Annotated in this window: 14 protein-coding genes; 11 read left to right on the top strand and 3 right to left on the bottom strand. The window is 45.5% G+C overall.

Annotated features, from left to right (window positions below):
- The first annotated feature begins 23 nt into the window (after window positions 1–23).
- From ACLVWU_RS07905 to ACLVWU_RS07945, 9 genes are all read left to right on the top strand, one after another.
- Window positions 24–962 carry a cation diffusion facilitator family transporter gene (locus ACLVWU_RS07905; RefSeq protein WP_413578447.1) on the top strand — a complete coding sequence of 313 codons (939 nt, stop codon included), beginning with the start codon at window positions 24–26 and terminating at the stop codon, window positions 960–962.
- Between the two features lie 179 nt (window positions 963–1,141).
- Window positions 1,142–4,141 (top strand): hypothetical protein, encoded by a 3,000-nt coding sequence (locus ACLVWU_RS07910; RefSeq protein WP_413578448.1) that lies wholly within the window; start codon window positions 1,142–1,144, stop codon window positions 4,139–4,141.
- Window positions 4,138–4,596 carry a type IV pilus modification PilV family protein gene (locus ACLVWU_RS07915; protein ID WP_413578449.1) on the top strand — a complete coding sequence of 153 codons (459 nt, stop codon included), beginning with the start codon at window positions 4,138–4,140 and terminating at the stop codon, window positions 4,594–4,596. The genes ACLVWU_RS07910 and ACLVWU_RS07915 overlap by 4 nt, the downstream gene beginning before the upstream one ends.
- Window positions 4,593–5,606 carry a prepilin-type N-terminal cleavage/methylation domain-containing protein gene (locus ACLVWU_RS07920; protein WP_413578450.1) on the top strand — a complete coding sequence of 338 codons (1,014 nt, stop codon included), beginning with the start codon at window positions 4,593–4,595 and terminating at the stop codon, window positions 5,604–5,606. The genes ACLVWU_RS07915 and ACLVWU_RS07920 overlap by 4 nt, the downstream gene beginning before the upstream one ends.
- Window positions 5,607–5,627: 21 nt before the next feature.
- Entirely contained in the window at window positions 5,628–6,899 is a 1,272-nt protein-coding gene (locus tag ACLVWU_RS07925) for an EF-hand domain-containing protein (RefSeq protein ID WP_413578451.1), read from the top strand.
- Between the two features lie 277 nt (window positions 6,900–7,176).
- The gene (locus ACLVWU_RS07930; RefSeq protein ID WP_413578452.1) at window positions 7,177–10,149 is read left to right on the top strand and encodes a hypothetical protein; all 2,973 of its coding nucleotides are present in this window, start codon (window positions 7,177–7,179) and stop codon (window positions 10,147–10,149) included.
- A complete protein-coding gene (locus ACLVWU_RS07935) occupies window positions 10,146–10,604 on the top strand; it encodes a type IV pilus modification PilV family protein (protein ID WP_413578453.1) in 459 nt (152 codons plus the stop codon). The genes ACLVWU_RS07930 and ACLVWU_RS07935 overlap by 4 nt, the downstream gene beginning before the upstream one ends.
- Entirely contained in the window at window positions 10,601–11,614 is a 1,014-nt protein-coding gene (locus ACLVWU_RS07940) for a hypothetical protein (protein WP_413578454.1), read from the top strand. The genes ACLVWU_RS07935 and ACLVWU_RS07940 overlap by 4 nt, the downstream gene beginning before the upstream one ends.
- 19 nt (window positions 11,615–11,633) lie before the next feature.
- On the top strand, window positions 11,634–12,905 hold the full coding sequence (locus ACLVWU_RS07945) for an EF-hand domain-containing protein (protein WP_413578455.1): 1,272 nt from the start codon (window positions 11,634–11,636) through the stop codon (window positions 12,903–12,905).
- Here ACLVWU_RS07945 and ACLVWU_RS07950 read toward each other — a convergent pair whose 3' ends face one another.
- Window positions 12,906–13,403, bottom strand: a complete 498-nt coding sequence (locus ACLVWU_RS07950; protein ID WP_413578456.1) for a TlpA disulfide reductase family protein — start codon at window positions 13,401–13,403, stop codon at window positions 12,906–12,908.
- Between the two features lie 4 nt (window positions 13,404–13,407).
- Window positions 13,408–14,835 (bottom strand): ABC1 kinase family protein, encoded by a 1,428-nt coding sequence (locus ACLVWU_RS07955; RefSeq protein WP_413578457.1) that lies wholly within the window; start codon window positions 14,833–14,835, stop codon window positions 13,408–13,410.
- A gap of 88 nt (window positions 14,836–14,923) precedes the next feature.
- On the opposite strand from ACLVWU_RS07955, the gene ACLVWU_RS07960 reads away from it, so the two are divergent.
- Window positions 14,924–16,219 carry a cryptochrome/photolyase family protein gene (locus tag ACLVWU_RS07960; RefSeq protein WP_413578458.1) on the top strand — a complete coding sequence of 432 codons (1,296 nt, stop codon included), beginning with the start codon at window positions 14,924–14,926 and terminating at the stop codon, window positions 16,217–16,219.
- A gap of 11 nt (window positions 16,220–16,230) precedes the next feature.
- A complete protein-coding gene (locus ACLVWU_RS07965; RefSeq protein ID WP_413578459.1) occupies window positions 16,231–17,595 on the top strand; it encodes a TIGR01777 family oxidoreductase in 1,365 nt (454 codons plus the stop codon).
- Between the two features lie 13 nt (window positions 17,596–17,608).
- Here ACLVWU_RS07965 and adeD read toward each other — a convergent pair whose 3' ends face one another.
- Entirely contained in the window at window positions 17,609–19,372 is a 1,764-nt protein-coding gene (gene adeD, locus ACLVWU_RS07970) for an adenine deaminase (RefSeq protein WP_413578460.1), read from the bottom strand.
- Between the last annotated feature and the right edge of the window lie 8 nt (window positions 19,373–19,380).

Genomic DNA, 19,380 nt, shown 5'->3' on the forward strand with positions numbered 1-19,380 from the left:
AAGTCGGTCAATAAAGGGCTGTAATGGACATCATGAGTAACGAACACCATCATCATCATCACAGTCATAGCCACGGTCATCACCATCATCACAGTCACGGAGCCGTTATCGGGCGTATGCGCTTTGCCTTTGTTCTGAATCTGGGATTTGCCTTGGTGGAACTGGTGGGTGGTTATCTAACTAATTCCGTGGCGATCATGAGTGACGCTCTTCATGATTTTGGTGATGCGCTGGCGATGATACTCGCAATAGTTATGGAGAAGGTTTCTCATAAAACGAGCGATTCAAAATTTTCTTATGGGTATCGTCGTTTTTCCGTGTTGGGCGCTGTCATCACAGGTTTCATTTTAATTGCAGGTTCTGTTTTTATCCTGATGGAAGCCGTACCAAGATTGATAAACCCGCAGCAGCCCCATGCTGATGGTATGCTATTGCTGGCATTGCTGGGGGTCGCGATCAACGGTATTGCTGCGTTACGTGTTTCAAAAGGGACCTCATTGAACGAACGCATGTTGATGTGGCACATGATTGAAGACGTCATGGGTTGGGTGTTGGTTTTGGTCGGTGCGCTGGTGATGAAGTTCTGGGATCTACCTCAGATTGATGCGGGGCTTGCGATTGCGTTGTCATTGTGGATCATGTTCAACGTTTTTAAAAATCTGCGCGAATCTGCAAAAGTATTTTTGATGGCGTCTCCAAGTGGTGCTTCTGTGGATGCGGTGGTTGACGATATCCGCAAGGTTGCAAACGTAGTCGATGTCCATCACGCACACTTGTGGTCTCTTGACGGTGAAAATCATGTTTTCACCGGGCATGTGGTGTTAAAGCAGGATGCATCTTTGATGGAAATGCAGACTGTAAAAAATGAGATTAAAAAAAGAATGAAAAATTTTGGCATCATAGAGGCGACTGTTGAGACGGAAATTCAGGGTGTTTCCTGTCTGGATCCTCAACATTCCTAAGAGGGATCGAACCGATACCATCATTTCATAGTGGCCGTTCAGATAAGATCCGTGGAAACGTTTAGAACATTGGTTGGTATCATAGCCTCATTGTCTAAAATCTCTGGGTTTGTCACGGTTGCTGCATATATTTTCGCTCTGTCCATACCGATAAGTACTCAAATATAGGGGCCATCGGTATGTTCACGAAAACTTTGAACAAAAAAGGCAATGTGATTTTGCAGGTGCTCGCAGCGATGGTTGTGATGAGCATCAGCTTTTATTTTCTATCATCCTATGTGATTGGACAGCGCAAGCAGGTTGTTAAAACCAAGAACGTCGTCAATTTGAAATTCGCCGTGAACAGTGCACTGGATTACGTAGTGTTCGGTATTCGTCAAAAATACTGCTTCGATAACGGCACGATTTTGCAAAACACAACCAACTGTGACTGGAAACATCCCGGCAACGTCGAGCGCCTGGTGATGTCGGATGAACAGTTACAATCGCTGCAGGCGATGTTGCTTGCGGGGACTGGTATTGGTCCCAATGATGGTCCGAATACTTTGCGACTGGATAGAATCGATTTATCGCTGATATTCCCCGTATCCTCGAACCATCCACTATTTCCAGTGGTCAATGCTTTGAAAGACGTGGTCAACGAGATGACAGGTGCTTTAGTGCCTGTGTCATCTATTCGTGTGTTGTTAACGCGCCCGACGAACGAAGGCTATTTACCTAAAGCTGGTCGAGAAGTTTACATTCAGGCCCAGGTTTCGCTTTTGGATAGCTCAGGTAACGTGATTCAGATTGGTCAGGCACCATTGCAGGCCCGCTCGCAGCTGGCGATTTATCCGCGGGAGATGGGTTCCTTTGCTTTGGTTCTTCCGGGGAATTTGCGATTGGATAAAGAGTGGGATGCGCCGACTGGCGCCGCAGAAGTTAATCTCCATAAGTTTGGCAGTAGATCTGATCTGGGCAGCAGTCCTGGATTGGTATTTACAAGTCCTGTCTTCGTAAATGGAAATATAAATTTGCCCGTCGATGCGGGAGCTAACGGCAAATCCGCTTATGCAGGAGTTACTTTTACAGACCGAGTCTATATGGGGAATGGTTGGATTCAGAACCCAGATAATACTCAATACACTCCCAATACCCAAGGTGGATTGTCAGATAGGTATTGGGCTGACTCTCGTGTGTTTGGTGGATTTTTAAAAGGAATCGAAAACGATGGCATGCGGGATTTGGGGCTTGATGTTTTGTCCGGTCAATCAAATGGCTCTAATGGTAAAGAGTTTGATTTGAATGCGAAATGTGCGGAGTTAAATCAAAAAAGTACAAAGTTTGATTTTATGGAGAAGTCAAATTTGAAAGCAGAGTTGAAAGTATCCAAGGATGATCCTCCTGAACTCTCCAACTATAGAATGATTTTGACGAACTATAACAAATTCTACGCGCAAAAGAATCCGCTCCCTCCGTATGTAACAAAAGGGGATTGGGGTTCAGCTGTTATTGATGTTGATAACAAAGGTAAATTAACGGGGGCAATTGCTACTGTGGAAATCTCATATGGCGAAGGCTCTGAGGCGAAATCTGTTGCTGTTGATCTAGTTAGGGATGGTCTTATCACAATTAAACCGCCAGTCGATATTCCAGGTCGTAAAGAAGCTCTTATTTCAGCTCATGCAAGTGCTATAGAGGATTTGAAAAAAGCAGTAGAGGCGGCAGGGCAGCCCAGTGCTCAATTAACATCCTTGAAGAATCAGAAAGCGACCGTTGAAGAGGAATTGAAGGCCGCTCAAGACAGTCTTAAGCTGGAAAAAGAAAAACCAACAGATACAACTGTCATAGTAACTCCCTCTCCAACTGGGACGGCAGCACCTTCACCTTCCCCTTCACCTTCCCCTACGGGGACAGTAGAACCGTCACCTTCTCCGACTGGGACAGTAACTCCGTCACCCTCGCCTGCGACTACTCCTGCCACGGATTCTCCATACCAGGATCCAGCCAAAATTAAAGAGCTGGAAGATAAGATTGCTGAGTTGACTGCTAAGTTGAACGATCTGATTTCAAAAATTGCCAATCAAGAAAAAATTGAAGGCGAGAAGAATTCAGGTGATAAAGCAAAAGCTGAAGCGGCTGTCGCAAAAGCGCAAGCGGATATCGATCGTTACGAAGAGGTTCTGGCAAACCGGCCGGAAATCAAAGTCGATTTGGACAATGCCACAAGTTGGACCGGCAAAGTCTATAAAGACCGTGTGGATCTTCAGGTAACAATTAAGAATGGTCAAAACATCATTAATTCACAGGGAAATTCTGCGGGCAAGGTGTCAATAAGATTTAAAGCGTATGATGGAACATATTTTAACAGCGTTCCAATTCGTCCCAGCACGCCAGCAAATCATCTGCAGGGTTTTTTGAATTTTCTGATTGGCAGCGCGGGGGAAATCACCAGACCTACCGATCTGTCGACGGATGCTACAGATGATGAGTCAGCGGATTGGGCCGCAAAGTGTGAAGAGTACTATAACATGATTAACTCCCAGTCTTTTGGCGCAGCTAACTGGGGATCAAGCTTTTCACCATCAACTCGAAATTCCTGGAATTTTGCGGGCGAGAAGTCTTTTGATCCTTTAGTTAAGGTGGAAAACGTAGCGGAAGACAGAACCTGGAATACGGATGATACCAAGTTCCTGGTTAGATCCATCATCAAAAATTGTACTATTAAACCCGGTACAAGCTTTGTAACAGGATTTTTTACCTGCGACAATTTGGTTATTGAAGGTGGTCGCTCAAAACCACTAAGTATCATAGGTACATTTATCATTGGCAAGTCGCTTAAGATTGATGAGCAAGCGATTCGCACAGGGATCACCTGGAGCAGTGTCTACTATCCCCAGGCAACACAAGAGTTGCGTGCGCGCGGCGTGCTGTATCCACTTTCCGATAAAGACAACAAAACTAAATGTGACAATCTGCCTTCACCGATCTGGCACCCAATCCCATCGATTCAGGAAACCGCAGACCGCATGTCTTGCAATGTCATCAGCTTGCGCGCTAAAGCAAATCCATTTCAGTGGACTGCGGTGGATCCTGACTGCGGTATTCCGGTCGGAGCGACTCAAACTGTGCCGACGTGTAAACGACGTATTTATCACTATTTTGTTATTGAGCAAGCCAGAGAAGGTCAGGGACTATGATCAGTAAATCATTGATCAGAAGAAATAGCGGACAATCGATTGTCGAAGCCTTAGTGGCATTGGGACTCATCTCGATCATCGGTTTAACTTTTGCCGGTGGAATGGTCTCTCTGCGAAAGACTTCTAAGGCCAGTTTAATGGCATCAGCAACGGATCGTCAGGTTAATGATATTGCAGAAAATATTAAAGCTGGTGTCCAAGACTATCAGGTTAATTTTAACTACGATCAAACAAAAATTGATGACTATCTGCCTGTAGACAACTTGCCGATGCTTTGGGATGTGGGTCGGGTGGCTGAGCGTGGAAACTGTGAAACCTGCAAGGGGTCTTACGGATATATTATTCAGCCATATGAAATTTATCGAGGGCTATACCTAGTGACTTTACGGATGACCCACGAAAGCTGGTTGCCAGATAAATTTAGGGATTACACATTCGTGGTGAGTGCAAAATGAAAATTCGGAATCAGAAGGGTGTCACTTTATTGGAGATGATGGTCGGTCTGGGGTTGTCGGCCTTCGTTATTTTGGTCGTAGTGGCTGTTCAAGTTCATATGACCAAAGAGCAAACTGAATTGACCAGGCAGCTGAGTGATTCGATCGACCAAAATCTTGCTGAACGTATTATCTTTAAGAATCTGAACGGCATCGAAGCATCTTATAATAATATCAGCGTTAAAGATAATAATGGAAATAACTTTTACGACTTCTATCCGGATCTGACCGAGAATGTGCTGAAGGTTCGAAAAGATCGGGATTTCACTTTAAGCCTAACTGCTGGTAACAGTGAATTCTTTGTTTTAACGCAGGACTTTGCCTCGGGTGCGATGTTGAACTATGATCCAGTATGGGCCTACGATGTGGGACCGGAACCTGCTGACCCAAATGTTCCAGCGACCTTAGATTTCAATGCATCCAAAAATCGCGCTTGGATATCCAACGAAAAGAGTGGGGGGCGTCCCGGGTTCTGGCGTGATACGAATATTTTGTTCTTTGATACGCCGAACCGAATTCGACCTGTGAAGAACGGTGTGATTGATAGACTTGTACCACCGCGCAGCCCTTTTTTCATAGGTTCGATAAATGTTCAAGCCGGCGATAACCTGCAAAAAATTTCAGGAACTGCCGCAAACCTTTTTAATATGACTCAACCAGCATCTGGTGAAGCCATTGATAGCTTGGATTCTTTCCTGAGAGAGCTGCCATCCGTGGGTGGTGGCCAAACAATCGTTCGAGCTCGTGTGGTTAAGCTGATTAGATACTCCGTGGAACCTGATACAAAGAAAATAGCTGAAGATTATGAAACTCAGCCTCTTAATTTGTATTACACCGAGTATCGCAATGGAAGTTGGGAAAGTAAGTCCTTGCTTGCAGATGGCGTTGAGAAAATGATTCTGCGGCGTGATTCTGTATTGAAGCGCATGATTTATTTTAAAATTTTTAAATCGGTAAAGAAAAAAAAGTAAATGATCGTTAAGGGGGCAGGTATGAAATCAGCAGTTATTATGATGGGGCTTTTGGCCTTGTCGGCAATAAATGCAAGTGCAGAGGAAGAAAATGTCCTGGCGGTCAGCAAAGACGTGCCCATGTCGGTGAACTCCGTCAATGCCGGCGAATCTGTTAGCAGTGCACCCGCTTCAGGAACAGTTACTCGTTCGGGAAAGTCCACGATGACAGTGCGTTTGGTTAATACTTGTTTTCCGACCAACCTTCGTGCCGTGACAAACCCATTGGCAAAAAGCTCACTGGTCACCGCAGAGATCAATATTTTTGTTGGCGCCAAAGTCTACACCTTAGGGGCGGAATTTCCATCAATTATAGCCACTGAAGAGGGGTCAGGCAATATCGGGAATGGTCATGTCTCCAATATGTCTTCTTCAAAAGTAAAGGTGGATCCGGTTGGAGGAACTGCAGCAATATATGGAAATATTGTTGAGTTTAGAACCAAGATTCCTACTGAAGTTTCAGTTGATGATTCGGCGAATATCTCCATTACTAAAGATAATGTGGGATTAGGCAAGATGAAATTTGAACAAGAGATCATTGATTGCAACACCGGGCCTGTATTCGGAAACTACGGTTGGTCAGCTCAAATGCCAACTTATGGTTGCGGGCAGTTTATGGGTGAGGATGGGCCGGTCAGTGCAACAATCGGTGGATTCAATGTATCACCAGATAGATCAGTGGTTGAAATTTTCATAAGTTATCCAGGAGAAACTGGCTTTTGCGGCGGCTTCTGGTCTCCGTTGATGGTTTTCTTTGATAAGAAAATGCCACTCTTTGAGAACGTAACTGAATTTCCGTTGAATCCAGGCGGTAAAGTCTATTGGCCGAATGCCAACAGCCCAGGATATTTTGTTGCGATGGACCGGGACAATAATGGTCGCATCGATAAAAAGGATGAACTTTTCGGAGACAATAATACTGACAAGAACGGATTTGAATCTTTAAAAAGACTTGATTCAAATAAAGACGGTTTCATTGATGAGAACGATAAAGAATTCAAACGTCTTGTTCTTTGGAATGACAAAAATGGTGATGGGATTTCTCAAGAAAAAGAAATGATCAAAGCTGGTTTAAAGCTGAACAAAATTTCGTTGAACTACAAAAAGAATTATGAAAGTCGCGGTAGTAATGCCGAGATCCGCGAGCGGGCAAAGTTCTGGTACACCGACGTCAAAGGCAAACCCCGCAAGGGCGACATCTATGACATTTGGTTTGCCCCCTATATCCAGACAAACCTTGCGGGCTCGAACTGATCCATGCGAGGTTACTCCAATTGGGTTTTGTGAGGGTACTCCAATTAGGTTTTGTGAGAACACTTTGATTCAGAGGGAAATGGTGGCTTTCGTCTCAGACTGAATCAAAATGCCACGGATTGATCGCACTTATGATAGTATCATAGCCTAAATACCCGCGAATCGCGGAATTGTTACGTTTTTTTTATAATCATACTTCGTTTCCTGTCCGATAAGGACTCATATGGGAAACGCAGGTATGTCTAGAATAATTGGTAATAAAAAAGGGAACGCGATAATGCAAGTACTCACGGCCATGGTCGTGATGAGCATTAGTTTTTATTTTTTATCCTCATACGTTATCGGACAGCGCAAGCAAGTCGTTAAAACCAAAAACGTCGTTAACCTGAAGTTTGCTGTGAACAGTGCGCTGGATTATGTCGTGTTCGGAGTTCGTCAAAAATATTGTTTTGAGAATTTAACCTTGATGCAAAATACGACAACTTGTGATTGGAATCACGCGGGGAATGTTGAGCGTCTGGTGATGTCTGATGAGCAGCTGCAATCGTTGCAGGCGATGGTGGCCTCGGGCACCAATATAGGTCCCCACGATAAAGACCTCGATAAATTGCGTCTTGAAAAAATTGAACTCAGTTTGGTATTTCCCGTTTCAGCAAGCCATCCTCTGTTTCCGGTGGTTAATAATTTAAAAAACGTTGTTGATGAAGTGACTGGTGCAGTGGTGCCAGTTAAGGCTATTAAAGTAGTTTTATCTCGTCCTGCAAACTCTGGATATCTGCCAAAGGCGGGACGTGAAGTTTACGTACAGGCACAAGTTTCATTGATTGATAAATCAGACAAAGTTGTTCAGGTGGGTCGGGCTCCGTTGGAAGTGCGGGCGCAATTAGCGGTTTATCCACGTGAAGTGGGATCTTTCGCACTGGTGCTTCCAGGAAATTTACGAATGGATAAGGAATGGAATGCATCCCAATCTGAAATTGGGGATGTGGTATTTCATAGATTCGGTAGCAAGAGTGATCTTGGCAACAGTACGGGGCTTGTCTTTAAAAGTCCTGTTTTTGTGAATGGTAACATTCATTTACCGTTTGATAAAGGCGACAGTGGAAGTTCCAATTATGCGGGTGTGACATTCGCGGATCGCGTTTACATGGGAAATGGTTGGATCCTAAGGCCGGATAACAGCCCGTTTGCGCCGAACACTCAAGGTGCAAGTGCCGATCGATTCTGGTCGGATTCACGAGTATTTGGTGGTTTCCTGGCGGGTATTGAAAACGATGGCATGCGGGATTTGGGTTTGGATGTGATGTCGGGTCGTTCTTCTGGTTCCAGCGGAACTGAGTATGACTGGAACAAAATCTGCTCAGACTTAAATCAAAAAAGCACCAAGCTTGAATACATGGAAGCTTCAGATGTGAAGGCCAGCAAAACCAGCGAATCGGATCCTTCCAAGGCAGGCGAGGGTTACTTTACGAATTACCGTCTGGTTCTTACAAACTATAACAACTTTTATCCGCAAAAGAATCAACTTCCATCGTCTCCGACTTTGTCTGGCGACTGGTCGACGGGTAAATGGACTATAGATAACAAAGGCAAGTACTCCGGCGCGGTGGCTAAAGTTGAAATTATTTATGGTAAGAATGCCGACGAGAGAAGATACAGCATTGATCTTGTTAAAGATGGCTTTACAGAAGTCACTCCTCCGGTTTTGAATCCGGAGCGATTGAAGGCAATTCAGGATTCTCTAAAAAAAGCCCAGGATGATTTGAAGGCCGCTCAGGATACGAGTGAGTCCCAAAGCTCCCAGTTGAGTGAGCTTAAAACCCAAAGGGCAACTGCGGAATCTGAAATGCTCGTCGCTAAACAGGAACTGAAGAAAGAGCAGGAGAAGGAAGTTGAGCCGGTGCCAACGCCATCTCCGTCTCCGTCAGTGTCGCCATCACCTTCTGGCACACCTGATCCCGAATTGACTCCGTCGCCAACTCCGGAATCAACGCCTGAAGCCAGTCCGATGCCAACTCCGGTGCCACCGGGAACATATCAGGATTCGGCAAAGATCGAGGCTCTTGAAAAACAGATCAAGGATCTTTCTGATAAGATCAGTGCGTTGAATATCAAGATTTCAAAACTTGAAGTTACTGATATGCCAGCTACTGCTGCGGCAAAAGACCTGGCACAAAAGAATGTCGAGAAATATCAGAAACAGGAAGATGACTATCAAAACTTGAAAAACAATCAACCGGTCATCAAGATTGATCTGGATAAAGCTTATAGTTGGACCGGTAAAGAGTATAAGGACCGTCTTGAAGTTCAAGTAACGATCACGAATGGCCAATATCTGGTTAATAAAGATGGCGTACGCATTTCTGAATTGTCCGTACGCTTCCGTGGTTATGATGGAACTTACTTTAACAGTGTTCCGATTCGTTCGGATGCGGATCCAAATCACTTGTCGGGCTACTTGAATTTCGTTATTGCCGCAAACGGTAAGTTGACTCGTCCTACAGCACTTTCGTTGACGACCAATGCGGGATCAGGAACTGTCGACTCCGAGTCGGCGGACCTGGTAGCGAAGTGCGAGGAGTACTACAACATGATCAATTCACAGTCTTTCGGGGCTGCGAATTGGGGTTCCAGTTTTTCGTCGTCCACGCGCAAGTCGTGGAACTTTGCCGGAGAGGATGGGGCCGTCACAGCAGATCCAGTTGCAGCTAATAGAACCTGGTCCGTGGATGATCAGAAATTTATGATCCGTTCTATTATCAAGGATTGCGTGATCAAAGCCGGGGCATCTTTTGTAACTGGTTTTTACACTTGTGATAATCTGGTGATCGAAGGTGGTCGCACTAAACCGCTGCGTATCGTAGGTACGTTCATCATTGGCAAGTCGCTGCAAATAAACGAACAGGCGATACGAACTGGTATAACCTGGACAAGTATATATTATCCTCAAGCGACGCAGGAGTTGCGAGCTCGTGGTATCCTGTACCCACTTTCTGACCCTAACAACAAAACGAAGTGTGACAATCTGCCGTCTCCGATCTGGCATCCAATGCCTTCGATACAAGAGACCGCGGATCGGATGAATTGTAATGTGATCAGTCTGCGCGCCAAAGCCGATCCATTTAAGTGGACAGCTGTGGATCCAGACTGCGGAATCCCAATTGGGGCAACCCAAACCGTGCCGACGTGTAAGCGCCGTATTTATCACTACTACGTGGTTGAGCAAGCAAGGGAAGGACAAGGACTATGATAAAAGAATCAAAGTACACAAACAATCATGGTCAAACCATCATAGAGGCACTTGTTGCATTGGGCTTGATTTCGGTCATCGGGTTGACCTTTGCGGGTGGAATGGCAAATTTGTACAAAACTTCCCAATCCAGCTTGATGGCGGGATCCACGGATCGACAGGTTTCAGATATCGCTGAGAATATCAAAGCGGGTGTGCAAGACTATCAGGTTAACTTTAACTATGATCAGACAAAAATTGATGATTTTCTTCCGCCAGATAAATTACCGATGCTTTGGGATATTGGGCGAGTGGCAGAACGAGGAAACTGTGACACCTGTCAGGGAAGCTATGGATACATAATTCAACCCTACGAACTTTATCGTGGGTTGTACTTGGTGACGTTAAGAATGACGCATAAAAGCTGGGCTCCTGAAAAATTCAGGGACTACACATTTGTGGTGAGTGCAAAATGATGATTCGTAATCAAAAGGGCTTAACCATTGCAGAGCTATTGGTCGGGATAGGACTATCCGCGGTCGTTATTCTTGTTGTGGTTGCCGTCCAGGTGCAAATGGCCAAGAAGCAGACCGAGCTCACTCGGAAGCTGGATGATTCCATTGATCAGAATCTTGCTGAGCGTATTATTTTTAAGAACCTGAATGGTCTTGAGGTATCGTATAACAACATTTTGGTACGTGATGATAATGGAAACAATTTTTATGACTTCTATCCGGACCTGACCGAGAACGTTCTGAAGGTGCGGGCTGATCGCGAGTTTACTCTGAGTTTAAGTTCGGGCCAAAGTGAATTCTTTGTTGTAACTCAGGACTTTGCATCAGGAGCACTTTTGAATTATGACCCGGTATGGGCCTATGATGTGGGAGCGGATCCTGGTGATCCAAACAAAGCTGCAACATTGACATTCAGTCCCAGCAAAAGTCGAAAATGGATTTCCAATGAAGCGGATGGTGGGCGCGCTGGATTCTGGGCAGACGGGAAGATTCTGTTTTTTGATACTCCCAGCCGCATTCGTCCAATCAAGAATGGGGAAGTTGACATCCTGACTCCGCCGAGAAGTCCATTTTATATCGGTGCAGTGAGCACTCAAGCCGGAGATAACTTGCAGAATATCACGGGTGGGGTTGAAAAGATGTTTAAGATGACTCAACCTTCCAATGGCAATGCCATTACAAGTCTTGATAATTTTTTAAGAACCCTGCCTTCAGTAGGAGGAGGACAAACCATCGTGCGTGCGCGCGTGGTGAAAATTATCAAGTACTACGTCGAAGCGGATACAAAGAAGAAAGCCAGTGACTATGAAACGCAGCCGTTGGTTTTGTATGCGGCTGAATATAGAAATGGAAAATGGGTCGTCCGGTCGATGCTCTCAGATGGTGTCGAAAAAATGGTATTACGCCGGGACTCGGTGATGAAGCGCATGATTTATTTTAAAATTCATAAATCAGTTAAGAAAAAGTCTTGATCGTTTATAGGGGGAAGTTATGAAAGCAGCATTTTTTTGGGGAGGAGCAATTACGTTGCTGGTTAGCACCGCAATCGCCGAGCAAAACAACGTTTTGGCCGTCAGTAAGGACGTCCCAATGGCTGTCAACTCGGTCAGTGCCGGGGAATCTGTCGTAGGGGCTCCCGCATCAGGCACGGTCACGCGATCAGGTAAAGATACAATGACAATTCGCCTGATCAATTCCTGTTTTCCGACGAATCTGCGTGCAGTCACCAATCCTCTTGCCAAAAGTTCTTTGATAACTGCTGATATTAATCTGTTAATTGGAACCAAGACCTATAACATTGGTGCAGAGTATCCGGCAGTGGTTGTGACTAAAGAAGGCTCGGGCACCGTGGGCAATGGTCAGATCGCAAATATTTCATCTTCAAAAGTTAAGATGACGCCTGCGGGCGGAACGGCCGCGATTTACGGTAACATTGTTGAATTTAAAACTAAAATTCCGACAGACGTTTCTGTCGATGATTCTGGCAAAATTACTGTCAGCAAAGCCACTGTGGCCTTGGGCGCGATGAAGTTCGAACAAGAGGTCATTGATTGCAATACAGGCCCCGTATATGGTGATTACGGTTGGTCATCCAAAATGCCAACCTATGGTTGTGGAGATTTTATGGGTAAGGATGGTGACGTGACGGCCACAATTGGTGGTTTCAACGTTTCACCAGACAGATCCATTGCTGAAATCTTTATCAGCTTCCCGGGCGAGACGGGCTTTTGCGGCGGCTATTGGTCGCCATTGATGGTTTTCTTTGATGACAAGCTTCCAGTGTTTGAAAATGTCAGTGATTTCCCTCTGAATCCAGGCGGCAAAGTCTATTGGCCGAATGCCAACAGTCCGGGATTCTTCCTTGCGATGGACCGTGATAAAAACGGTCGCATTGATCAGAAGGATGAACTCTTTGGTGATAACAGCACTGACGTCAATGGTTTTGAGTCATTAAGAAAGCTCGATACTAATAAAGACGGTGTTATTAATGCCAAAGACAAGAAGTTTAAACACCTGGTTCTGTGGAACGATAAAAACGGGGATGGAATTTCACAAACTTCCGAGATGACCAAGGCGAGTTTGAAACTGACTAAGATTTCCTTAAAGTATGAAAAGAATTTTGAGAGCCGCGGTAAGAATGCGGAGATCCGTGAAAGATCCAAGTTTTGGTACACCGATGCCAAAGGTAAAACCAGAACCGGAAATATTTATGATATCTGGTTTGCTCCGTATATTCAGACCAATCTTGCAGACACCAAATAGTTATTTGGTGTTGATCAGTTCCTGAATGGTTTTCTCTATGGCCTGTGCCTTCTTCGCGTCAAAACCGCGAATCATAGTCACAGGCTTTAATTTTCTGTCAAAAATAAAAACCGTCGGGATCGCCACGATACCAAAAGACTCCAGCATTTTTTTTCCAGGATCAGCAAATACTGGAAAGGGATAGGCAGCTTGTTTTAAATAGGTATCGCGTGCTTTACTGTCGTCGTCTTCATTCACAGCAATAAATACCAGTCCCTTGGATTTGTACTTCTTGTAAAATTCCATGTAGTGCGGCAAGGCTTCTTTGCAGGGCTCGCACCACGTGGCCCAAAAATCCACGATGACGACTTTGCCTTTAAGATCTGCGAATTTAATTTTATGCTGATTCAATGACTCCCCAGGAAGAGCCGTCAGTTGCACTTTCAAATCTGCTTCGGCAGCCTTTAAAGGTGAATGCAATAACAAGATAGTGATCAGCAGGGTTAAGGCACGTAACATAAAGCTAATCCATTTTATTAAGGTACTTTAGCAGAATATCGCGGCCGCGAAACTTGGCTTTAAGAATTGATAGAAATATAAAGACGCCACCGGTTTTGCGATCCAGGAAAATAATCTCCCTTGGGGGAGTTCGTAAAGAAAACTGTCGCGCTATTTGAAAAACCTTTTTGGACAAGCGTTGCGGCAGGTCCGTATTTTTCCAATCGTAATTCCCTTGGGCGTCGATCACACCCAAAGTATTGCGGGGATCCGTGTGCTCGATAAAAGGCTCCACCGTTTCGTAGCAGAATGATTCAAAGATGGCTTTAAGTTCTGGACTGTCAGTCTGGCGTACGAATCCCAGTTCAAGTGCCGCATCAAGAAAAACCTTTTGATCGTTAAAAAGTGAACCCTTCACCATGCGACGGTAAGGGTTTAAAAAAGTTTTGTCGTAGGTTCTGGTAGCGCCAAAATCCAACAGGATCAATTGATCATGTCCCTGGGGATCGATACGAATGCGATAGTTGCCGCTATGTGGATCGGTCTGAACCACACCCCATTCAAAAATTTCTTTGAAATACAGATCCAGAAAATTTCCGGCCAGACGATTGCGTCGTTCCTGGGCAAGGCTTTGAATCACTGGATCGTCGGCGCGCAGGCCCCGCTCAAAGGAAGTCGCAAGTATCTTCTGCCCTGAAAATTCGCGGTACACCTTCGGCACGACAAAGCGACGATCACCATCCAGGCGTCGATGATAGTCCTCAGTGGCGTCTGCTTCCTGCAAGTAATCAGTTTCCTGAACCAACATCTCGCGAATTTCCGCAAAAAGGGAATCCGTTTTAAAATCCTTCGGAATAAGTTTCAGTGTCGACAGCATGGTTTTCATCGCACGCAGGTCACTGTCGATCGCTTTATCAACGTTTGGGTATTGAATTTTCAAAACAATCAGTTCGCCGGTGGCTTTGATGCGGGCACGATGCACTTGTCCCATGGAAGCCGATGCCAGGGCTTCTTTTTCAATTTCCAGCTGTTCTAATTTCTCTGGCGGCAACAATTCCTTCAGGCGTTTTTCGATGGCGGTCCAATTCAATGAAGGCGAGTCCGACTGCAGGGACTTTAGAAACTCATTGGCTTCGGGGGGGAGGAAGTGCTCGCCATACATGGAGAGCATTTGTCCCGCTTTCATCAGGCTGCCTTTAAGCTGTCCCAGCTCGACACTGATGTTGGATGCTTGGGTCTCAAGAAGTTTCTTCCAGTTGGCTTCTTTAAACTCTTTGGATTTCAGAACTGTGGTGACTCCGTGCTGAGCTACGGAAGCACCGGTCTGCAAGGTGATTTTTGCAATCGATAAGCCACGGGAGAAAACCGATGACTTGATCTTTTTAAGACCCTCATTCGGCTTTGGCTGTTGCGCATTGCTATTTTGTTTTTTGGCAGACTTTTTCTCATCCATGCTTCAGAATTTTACCTAAATCTTGTTCAATGTTAAACCCTAAATGTCCACGCGGCGCATGAGTCTGTTGCGGGACAAAGAGGAAGTCATGGTGCTATTCTGGTTTCGGCGCGATTTACGGCTGAATGACAATGCGGGTCTATTTCATGCCCTAAAAGAGTCCTCTGCGGTTCAACCTCTTTTTATCTTCGATACTGAAATTTTAGAGAAGCTGGATGATCCGAAAGACGCACGGTTGACGTTTATTTACGACACCATTGCTGACTTAAAGTCCACTTTGCAAAAAAAGAAATCTGACCTGTGGGTTCGTCACGGAAAGCCCTTGGATGTAATTAAAGAGCTTCTTAAAGAACACAAAGTCACAGCAATCTACGCGAATCACGACTACGAACCAGCGGCGAGAAAACGTGATGCCCAGGTTGAAAAGCTTGCAAAATCAATGAACGTTGAATTCAAGACTTTTAAAGATCAAACACTATTTGAAAAAGACGAGATCCTGACAGGGCAGGGAAAGCCATATACGGTGTATACTCCCTATAAAAACAATGTGCTTAAGTCGCTGACACCATTTTACTTAAAATCCTATCCAAATGATCTGTACGAGACTTCATTCACCAAAGTTAAGCCGGAGAAGATGCCAGCACTTGAATCTTTGGGCTTTTTACGTTCAGAGCTGGAATTTCCGGCTTTGGAGCTTTCAAGCAAAATGCTAAAGAACTATTCCAAAAATCGCGATTTCCCAGCAATCGAGGGTGGTACTTCTCATTTGGGGCTTCATCTGCGTTTTGGAACAGTGAGTGTGAGGGAGTTGGCGCGCGAGGGAATGAAGCATTCACCGGTATGGCTCAGTGAACTGATCTGGCGTGATTTTTTTATGCAGATTCTGTGGCACTTCCCAGAGGTGGAAAAACGCAGCTTCCGCCCCGAATACGATAGTATTGAATGGCGGAAGTCCAAATCTGACTTCGCTCGTTGGTGTGAAGGCCGTACTGGATATCCCTTGGTGGATGCCGGGATGAGGGAGCTTAACACCACCGGGTTCATGCACAATCGTGTGCGTATGGTGGTCGCAAGCTTTTTGTGTAAGCATCTTCTGATTCATTGGTATCACGGAGAAAGATACTTTGCGAAAAAGCTATTGGATTACGATCTTGCTGCCAACAATGGCAACTGGCAATGGGCCGCAGGGTCGGGATGTGATGCTGCCCCTTATTTTAGAATATTTAATCCGGAAACTCAGGCTGAAAAGTTTGATCCAGAGTTTAAGTACATAAAAAAATGGGTGCCTGAATACGGAACTGACGCTTATCCTGAACCCATGATTGAACACAACGAAGCCCGGGGCCGTTGTTTGCAGGCATTTACCAAAGCTTTGAAAAAATAAAGGACGTTCATATGAAAGTACTTATCACAGGCGCCACGGGGCTTATCGGCAAAGAACTTGGTAAAAAGCTGGCTTCCCAGGGCCATGAGATCACAGTGATCAGTCGCAGTCTTAGCAAAGCCCGCGAGCAGTTGCCGTTTCCCTGTGAAGTGGTCGTGGGCGATTTGGTGCACGGACCTATACATGACAAAAAACTTGAACACATTGAAGCGGTCGTAAATCTTATGGGTGAACCGGTTTTTGGTTCGCGTTGGACCGATGAAAAAAAGAAGGCGATCTTTCAATCCCGAGTAAACGCTACAGAAAACCTGGTCAAATCCTTACCTGCAGAGTTGCGAGTCTTTGTCGGTGGGGCGGCCATTGGTATTTATGGGCATTGTGGCGAAACGATTTTGCATGAAGATCATGCGGCAGGAATGGACTTTCTGGCCGAAGTTTCCAAAGAGTGGGAGCGGGCCAGCAGCCATGCACCGGGGCGCAAAGTCTTTATCCGCACCAGTATTGTACTGGCTCGTCATGGTGGTGCATTGGACGAAATGCTGTTCCCATTTCGTGCGGGCGTGGGCGGTGTGCTTGGAGACGGTAAGCACTGGATGAGTTGGATTCATATCGACGATATTGTGAGTCTATTTGCAGAGGCTCTAACTAATAACAGTTATGTCGGACCGGTGAATGGTTGTTCTCCGCATCCAGCTACGAATCGGGAATTTTCTGAAGTTCTGGCGTATTCCTTAGGAAAAACGTTGGGTCCTGCAGTTCCGCCTTTGGCATTGAAGGCATTGTTCGGTGAAGCTTCAGAAGTGGTATTAAGTTCAATTCGTGGTTCTGCTGAAAAAGCCATGGGACTGGGATTTCAATTTCAATATCCAACTTTAAGAAACGCACTGGAAGATATTTGTACGCCATACAAGGAAGGCGAAGAAGTTTTCTATGCAGAACAATTCGTCCCTCAGCCGCCGGAAGAAATTTTCCCTTTCTTCCGTGATCCAAAAAATCTGGAAAGCATCACGCCCCCAAGCTTGAATTTTAACATTCAATCCGTTTCGACACCCGAGATTGAACAGGGGACTTTAATTAACTATAAACTTAAAATCCGCGGTATTCCTGCCAATTGGCTTACGGAAATTGATGAGTGGAAGCCGCCATTCAGATTTGTCGACAACCAGAAAAAAGGTCCCTACCAGCTATGGCACCACACCCACGAATTCAAACCCTTCTTAGGGGGCACACTGATGGTCGATCGCGTGCGCTATCGTCTGCCGCTGGGTTACTTAGGCTGGCTCACAGCCAGCAAGATGGTGCGCAAAGACGTCGAAGAAATATTCAAATTCCGCCGCAGCTACATCGCCCGCATGGACACCCCCAGAAAGCCCTAGGGGTGCATAGCTTTTAGGTTGTCGCGACTTCCAAAGGGATAAATTTGAATTGTGTTACGTCCACTAAGCCTTTGTCGGTGAGTTTCAAAGTTGGGATCACCGGTAGTGCCAGGAAGGCCATTTGAATAAATGGTTCTTCCAAAACCACACCCTGGCGTTTGAAAGCCACTTTCAAAGACTCAATGCCAGATTTGATTTCATTTGCACTCTTAAGACTTAAAAGCCCCGCAATTGGAAGCTCCACGGAAGCCTGTACTTTACCTTGATCTGCCACAACAAAACCACCACCCATGCGAATGATTTCATTCACAGCCACACACATATCCTGCACATTCGTGCCGATGACCATGATGTTATGAGAGTCATGCGCCACAGAGCTAGCCAACGCACCGGATTTCAACCCCGTGCCGCGCACAAAGCCCAAGCCTGCCGGTAGATTCTGTCCATAGCGCTCAATATTTGCCATGTACAAGACATCATCCTGATCAAAGGCAAGACCATCGAAATAACACTTCAAGTGCTTGGTGATGATTTCATTTTGAACGATTTCAATAACATTGTAAGTTCCCTTGGTGTCGGGGAACTTCAGGTCCTTTTCAGAAATCGGAGTGCGTTTGATGGTGTTCTCCATCGGAGGCTTTGATTTTGAAAGCTTATCAGAAACCTTTTCGCGTAATTTCAATTCCGAAACCAGTTCTCCGGCAATCATCACATCGTTGATTTTCACAGAAGCCAAATCCTGCAATAACACCAAATCGGCTCTTTTACCCGGAGCAATCAAGCCCAGACGTTTCAATCCAAAATGCTTCGCGGCCGAGTAAGTGGCCAGGCGATATGCCACATGCACCGGAACCTGATGTTTGTTGATCAGTTCTTTAATAATAAAATTAATATGCCCTTCGTGCGCAATCTCAAAAGGATTGCGGTCGTCAGTACAAAGCAGACACTGCGGCGAAGAAAACTCACTCACCAACGGCGCCAGAGTTTTCAAGTTCTTTGCGACACTGCCTTCACGAATAATCAAGCCCATGCCTTTTTGCAATTTTTCGCGGCCTTCTTCCAAAGTTACGGTTTCGTGGCAGTTTTGAATTCCTGCGAGCAAATACGCATTCAGGGCCTTACCCTGAAGTAAAGGAGCATGGCCATCCAGGTTCAAGTCTGAAAACTCCTCGACCTTATCCAAGACACTGTTGTCAGCGTTAATGACTCCCGGGAAGTTCATCATTTCGGCCAAGCCCAAAACCGCAGGATGATCTTTAAGCTTTTTCATTTCATCCAAAGTAAAATCAGATCCCGTGGTTTCAAATCCCGGCAAGGCAGGAACACAGGAGGACATCTGTACGAAAAGATTTTGTTTCGTGATCTCGGCACATCTTAAAAACCATTCAAATCCGCGTGCGCCCATAACATTGGTGATCTCGTGGGGATCGCAAATAGCGGTGGTAGTTCCTAATGGTAAAGTGGCAGCTTCAAACTCAAATGGCGACATCATCGAGGACTCGATGTGCAAGTGCCCATCAATAAAGCCTGGCGTAACAAAAGCCCCTTGACCATCAATCACCCGGCGGGCCGAAGCATCTGCGTATTCCATTCCCACACCGACAATATGCTCACCACCGATGGCAATAACTGAAGGGTAAGTTTCGCCAGTGATGACATTCAGGATTTGAATGTTCTTGATCAGAATGTCGAGCGTTCCATCACCGCGAGCCTGTGCAAGTCGCGTTGGAAGTTCAGAGCGGGGGATGGCTTGAGTTTTTTTATTCTGTAAAGACAAGAAGTAAC

It is taken from the genome of Bdellovibrio sp. HCB290 (assembly GCF_047305925.1).
GTDB lineage: Bacteria > Bdellovibrionota > Bdellovibrionia > Bdellovibrionales > Bdellovibrionaceae > Bdellovibrio.

Bases quoted from the DNA above. Each gene is read 5' to 3' on its own strand.
- ACLVWU_RS07905 (WP_413578447.1), top strand. From the start codon at position 24: ATGGACATCATGAGTAACGAACACCATCATCATCATCACAGTCATAGC.
- ACLVWU_RS07910 (WP_413578448.1), top strand. From the start codon at position 1,142: ATGTTCACGAAAACTTTGAACAAAAAAGGCAATGTGATTTTGCAGGTG.
- ACLVWU_RS07915 (WP_413578449.1), top strand. From the start codon at position 4,138: ATGATCAGTAAATCATTGATCAGAAGAAATAGCGGACAATCGATTGTC.
- ACLVWU_RS07920 (WP_413578450.1), top strand. From the start codon at position 4,593: ATGAAAATTCGGAATCAGAAGGGTGTCACTTTATTGGAGATGATGGTC.
- ACLVWU_RS07925 (WP_413578451.1), top strand. From the start codon at position 5,628: ATGAAATCAGCAGTTATTATGATGGGGCTTTTGGCCTTGTCGGCAATA.
- ACLVWU_RS07930 (WP_413578452.1), top strand. From the start codon at position 7,177: ATGCAAGTACTCACGGCCATGGTCGTGATGAGCATTAGTTTTTATTTT.
- ACLVWU_RS07935 (WP_413578453.1), top strand. From the start codon at position 10,146: ATGATAAAAGAATCAAAGTACACAAACAATCATGGTCAAACCATCATA.
- ACLVWU_RS07940 (WP_413578454.1), top strand. From the start codon at position 10,601: ATGATGATTCGTAATCAAAAGGGCTTAACCATTGCAGAGCTATTGGTC.
- ACLVWU_RS07945 (WP_413578455.1), top strand. From the start codon at position 11,634: ATGAAAGCAGCATTTTTTTGGGGAGGAGCAATTACGTTGCTGGTTAGC.
- ACLVWU_RS07950 (WP_413578456.1), bottom strand. From the start codon at position 13,403: ATGTTACGTGCCTTAACCCTGCTGATCACTATCTTGTTATTGCATTCA.
- ACLVWU_RS07955 (WP_413578457.1), bottom strand. From the start codon at position 14,835: ATGGATGAGAAAAAGTCTGCCAAAAAACAAAATAGCAATGCGCAACAG.
- ACLVWU_RS07960 (WP_413578458.1), top strand. From the start codon at position 14,924: ATGGTGCTATTCTGGTTTCGGCGCGATTTACGGCTGAATGACAATGCG.
- ACLVWU_RS07965 (WP_413578459.1), top strand. From the start codon at position 16,231: ATGAAAGTACTTATCACAGGCGCCACGGGGCTTATCGGCAAAGAACTT.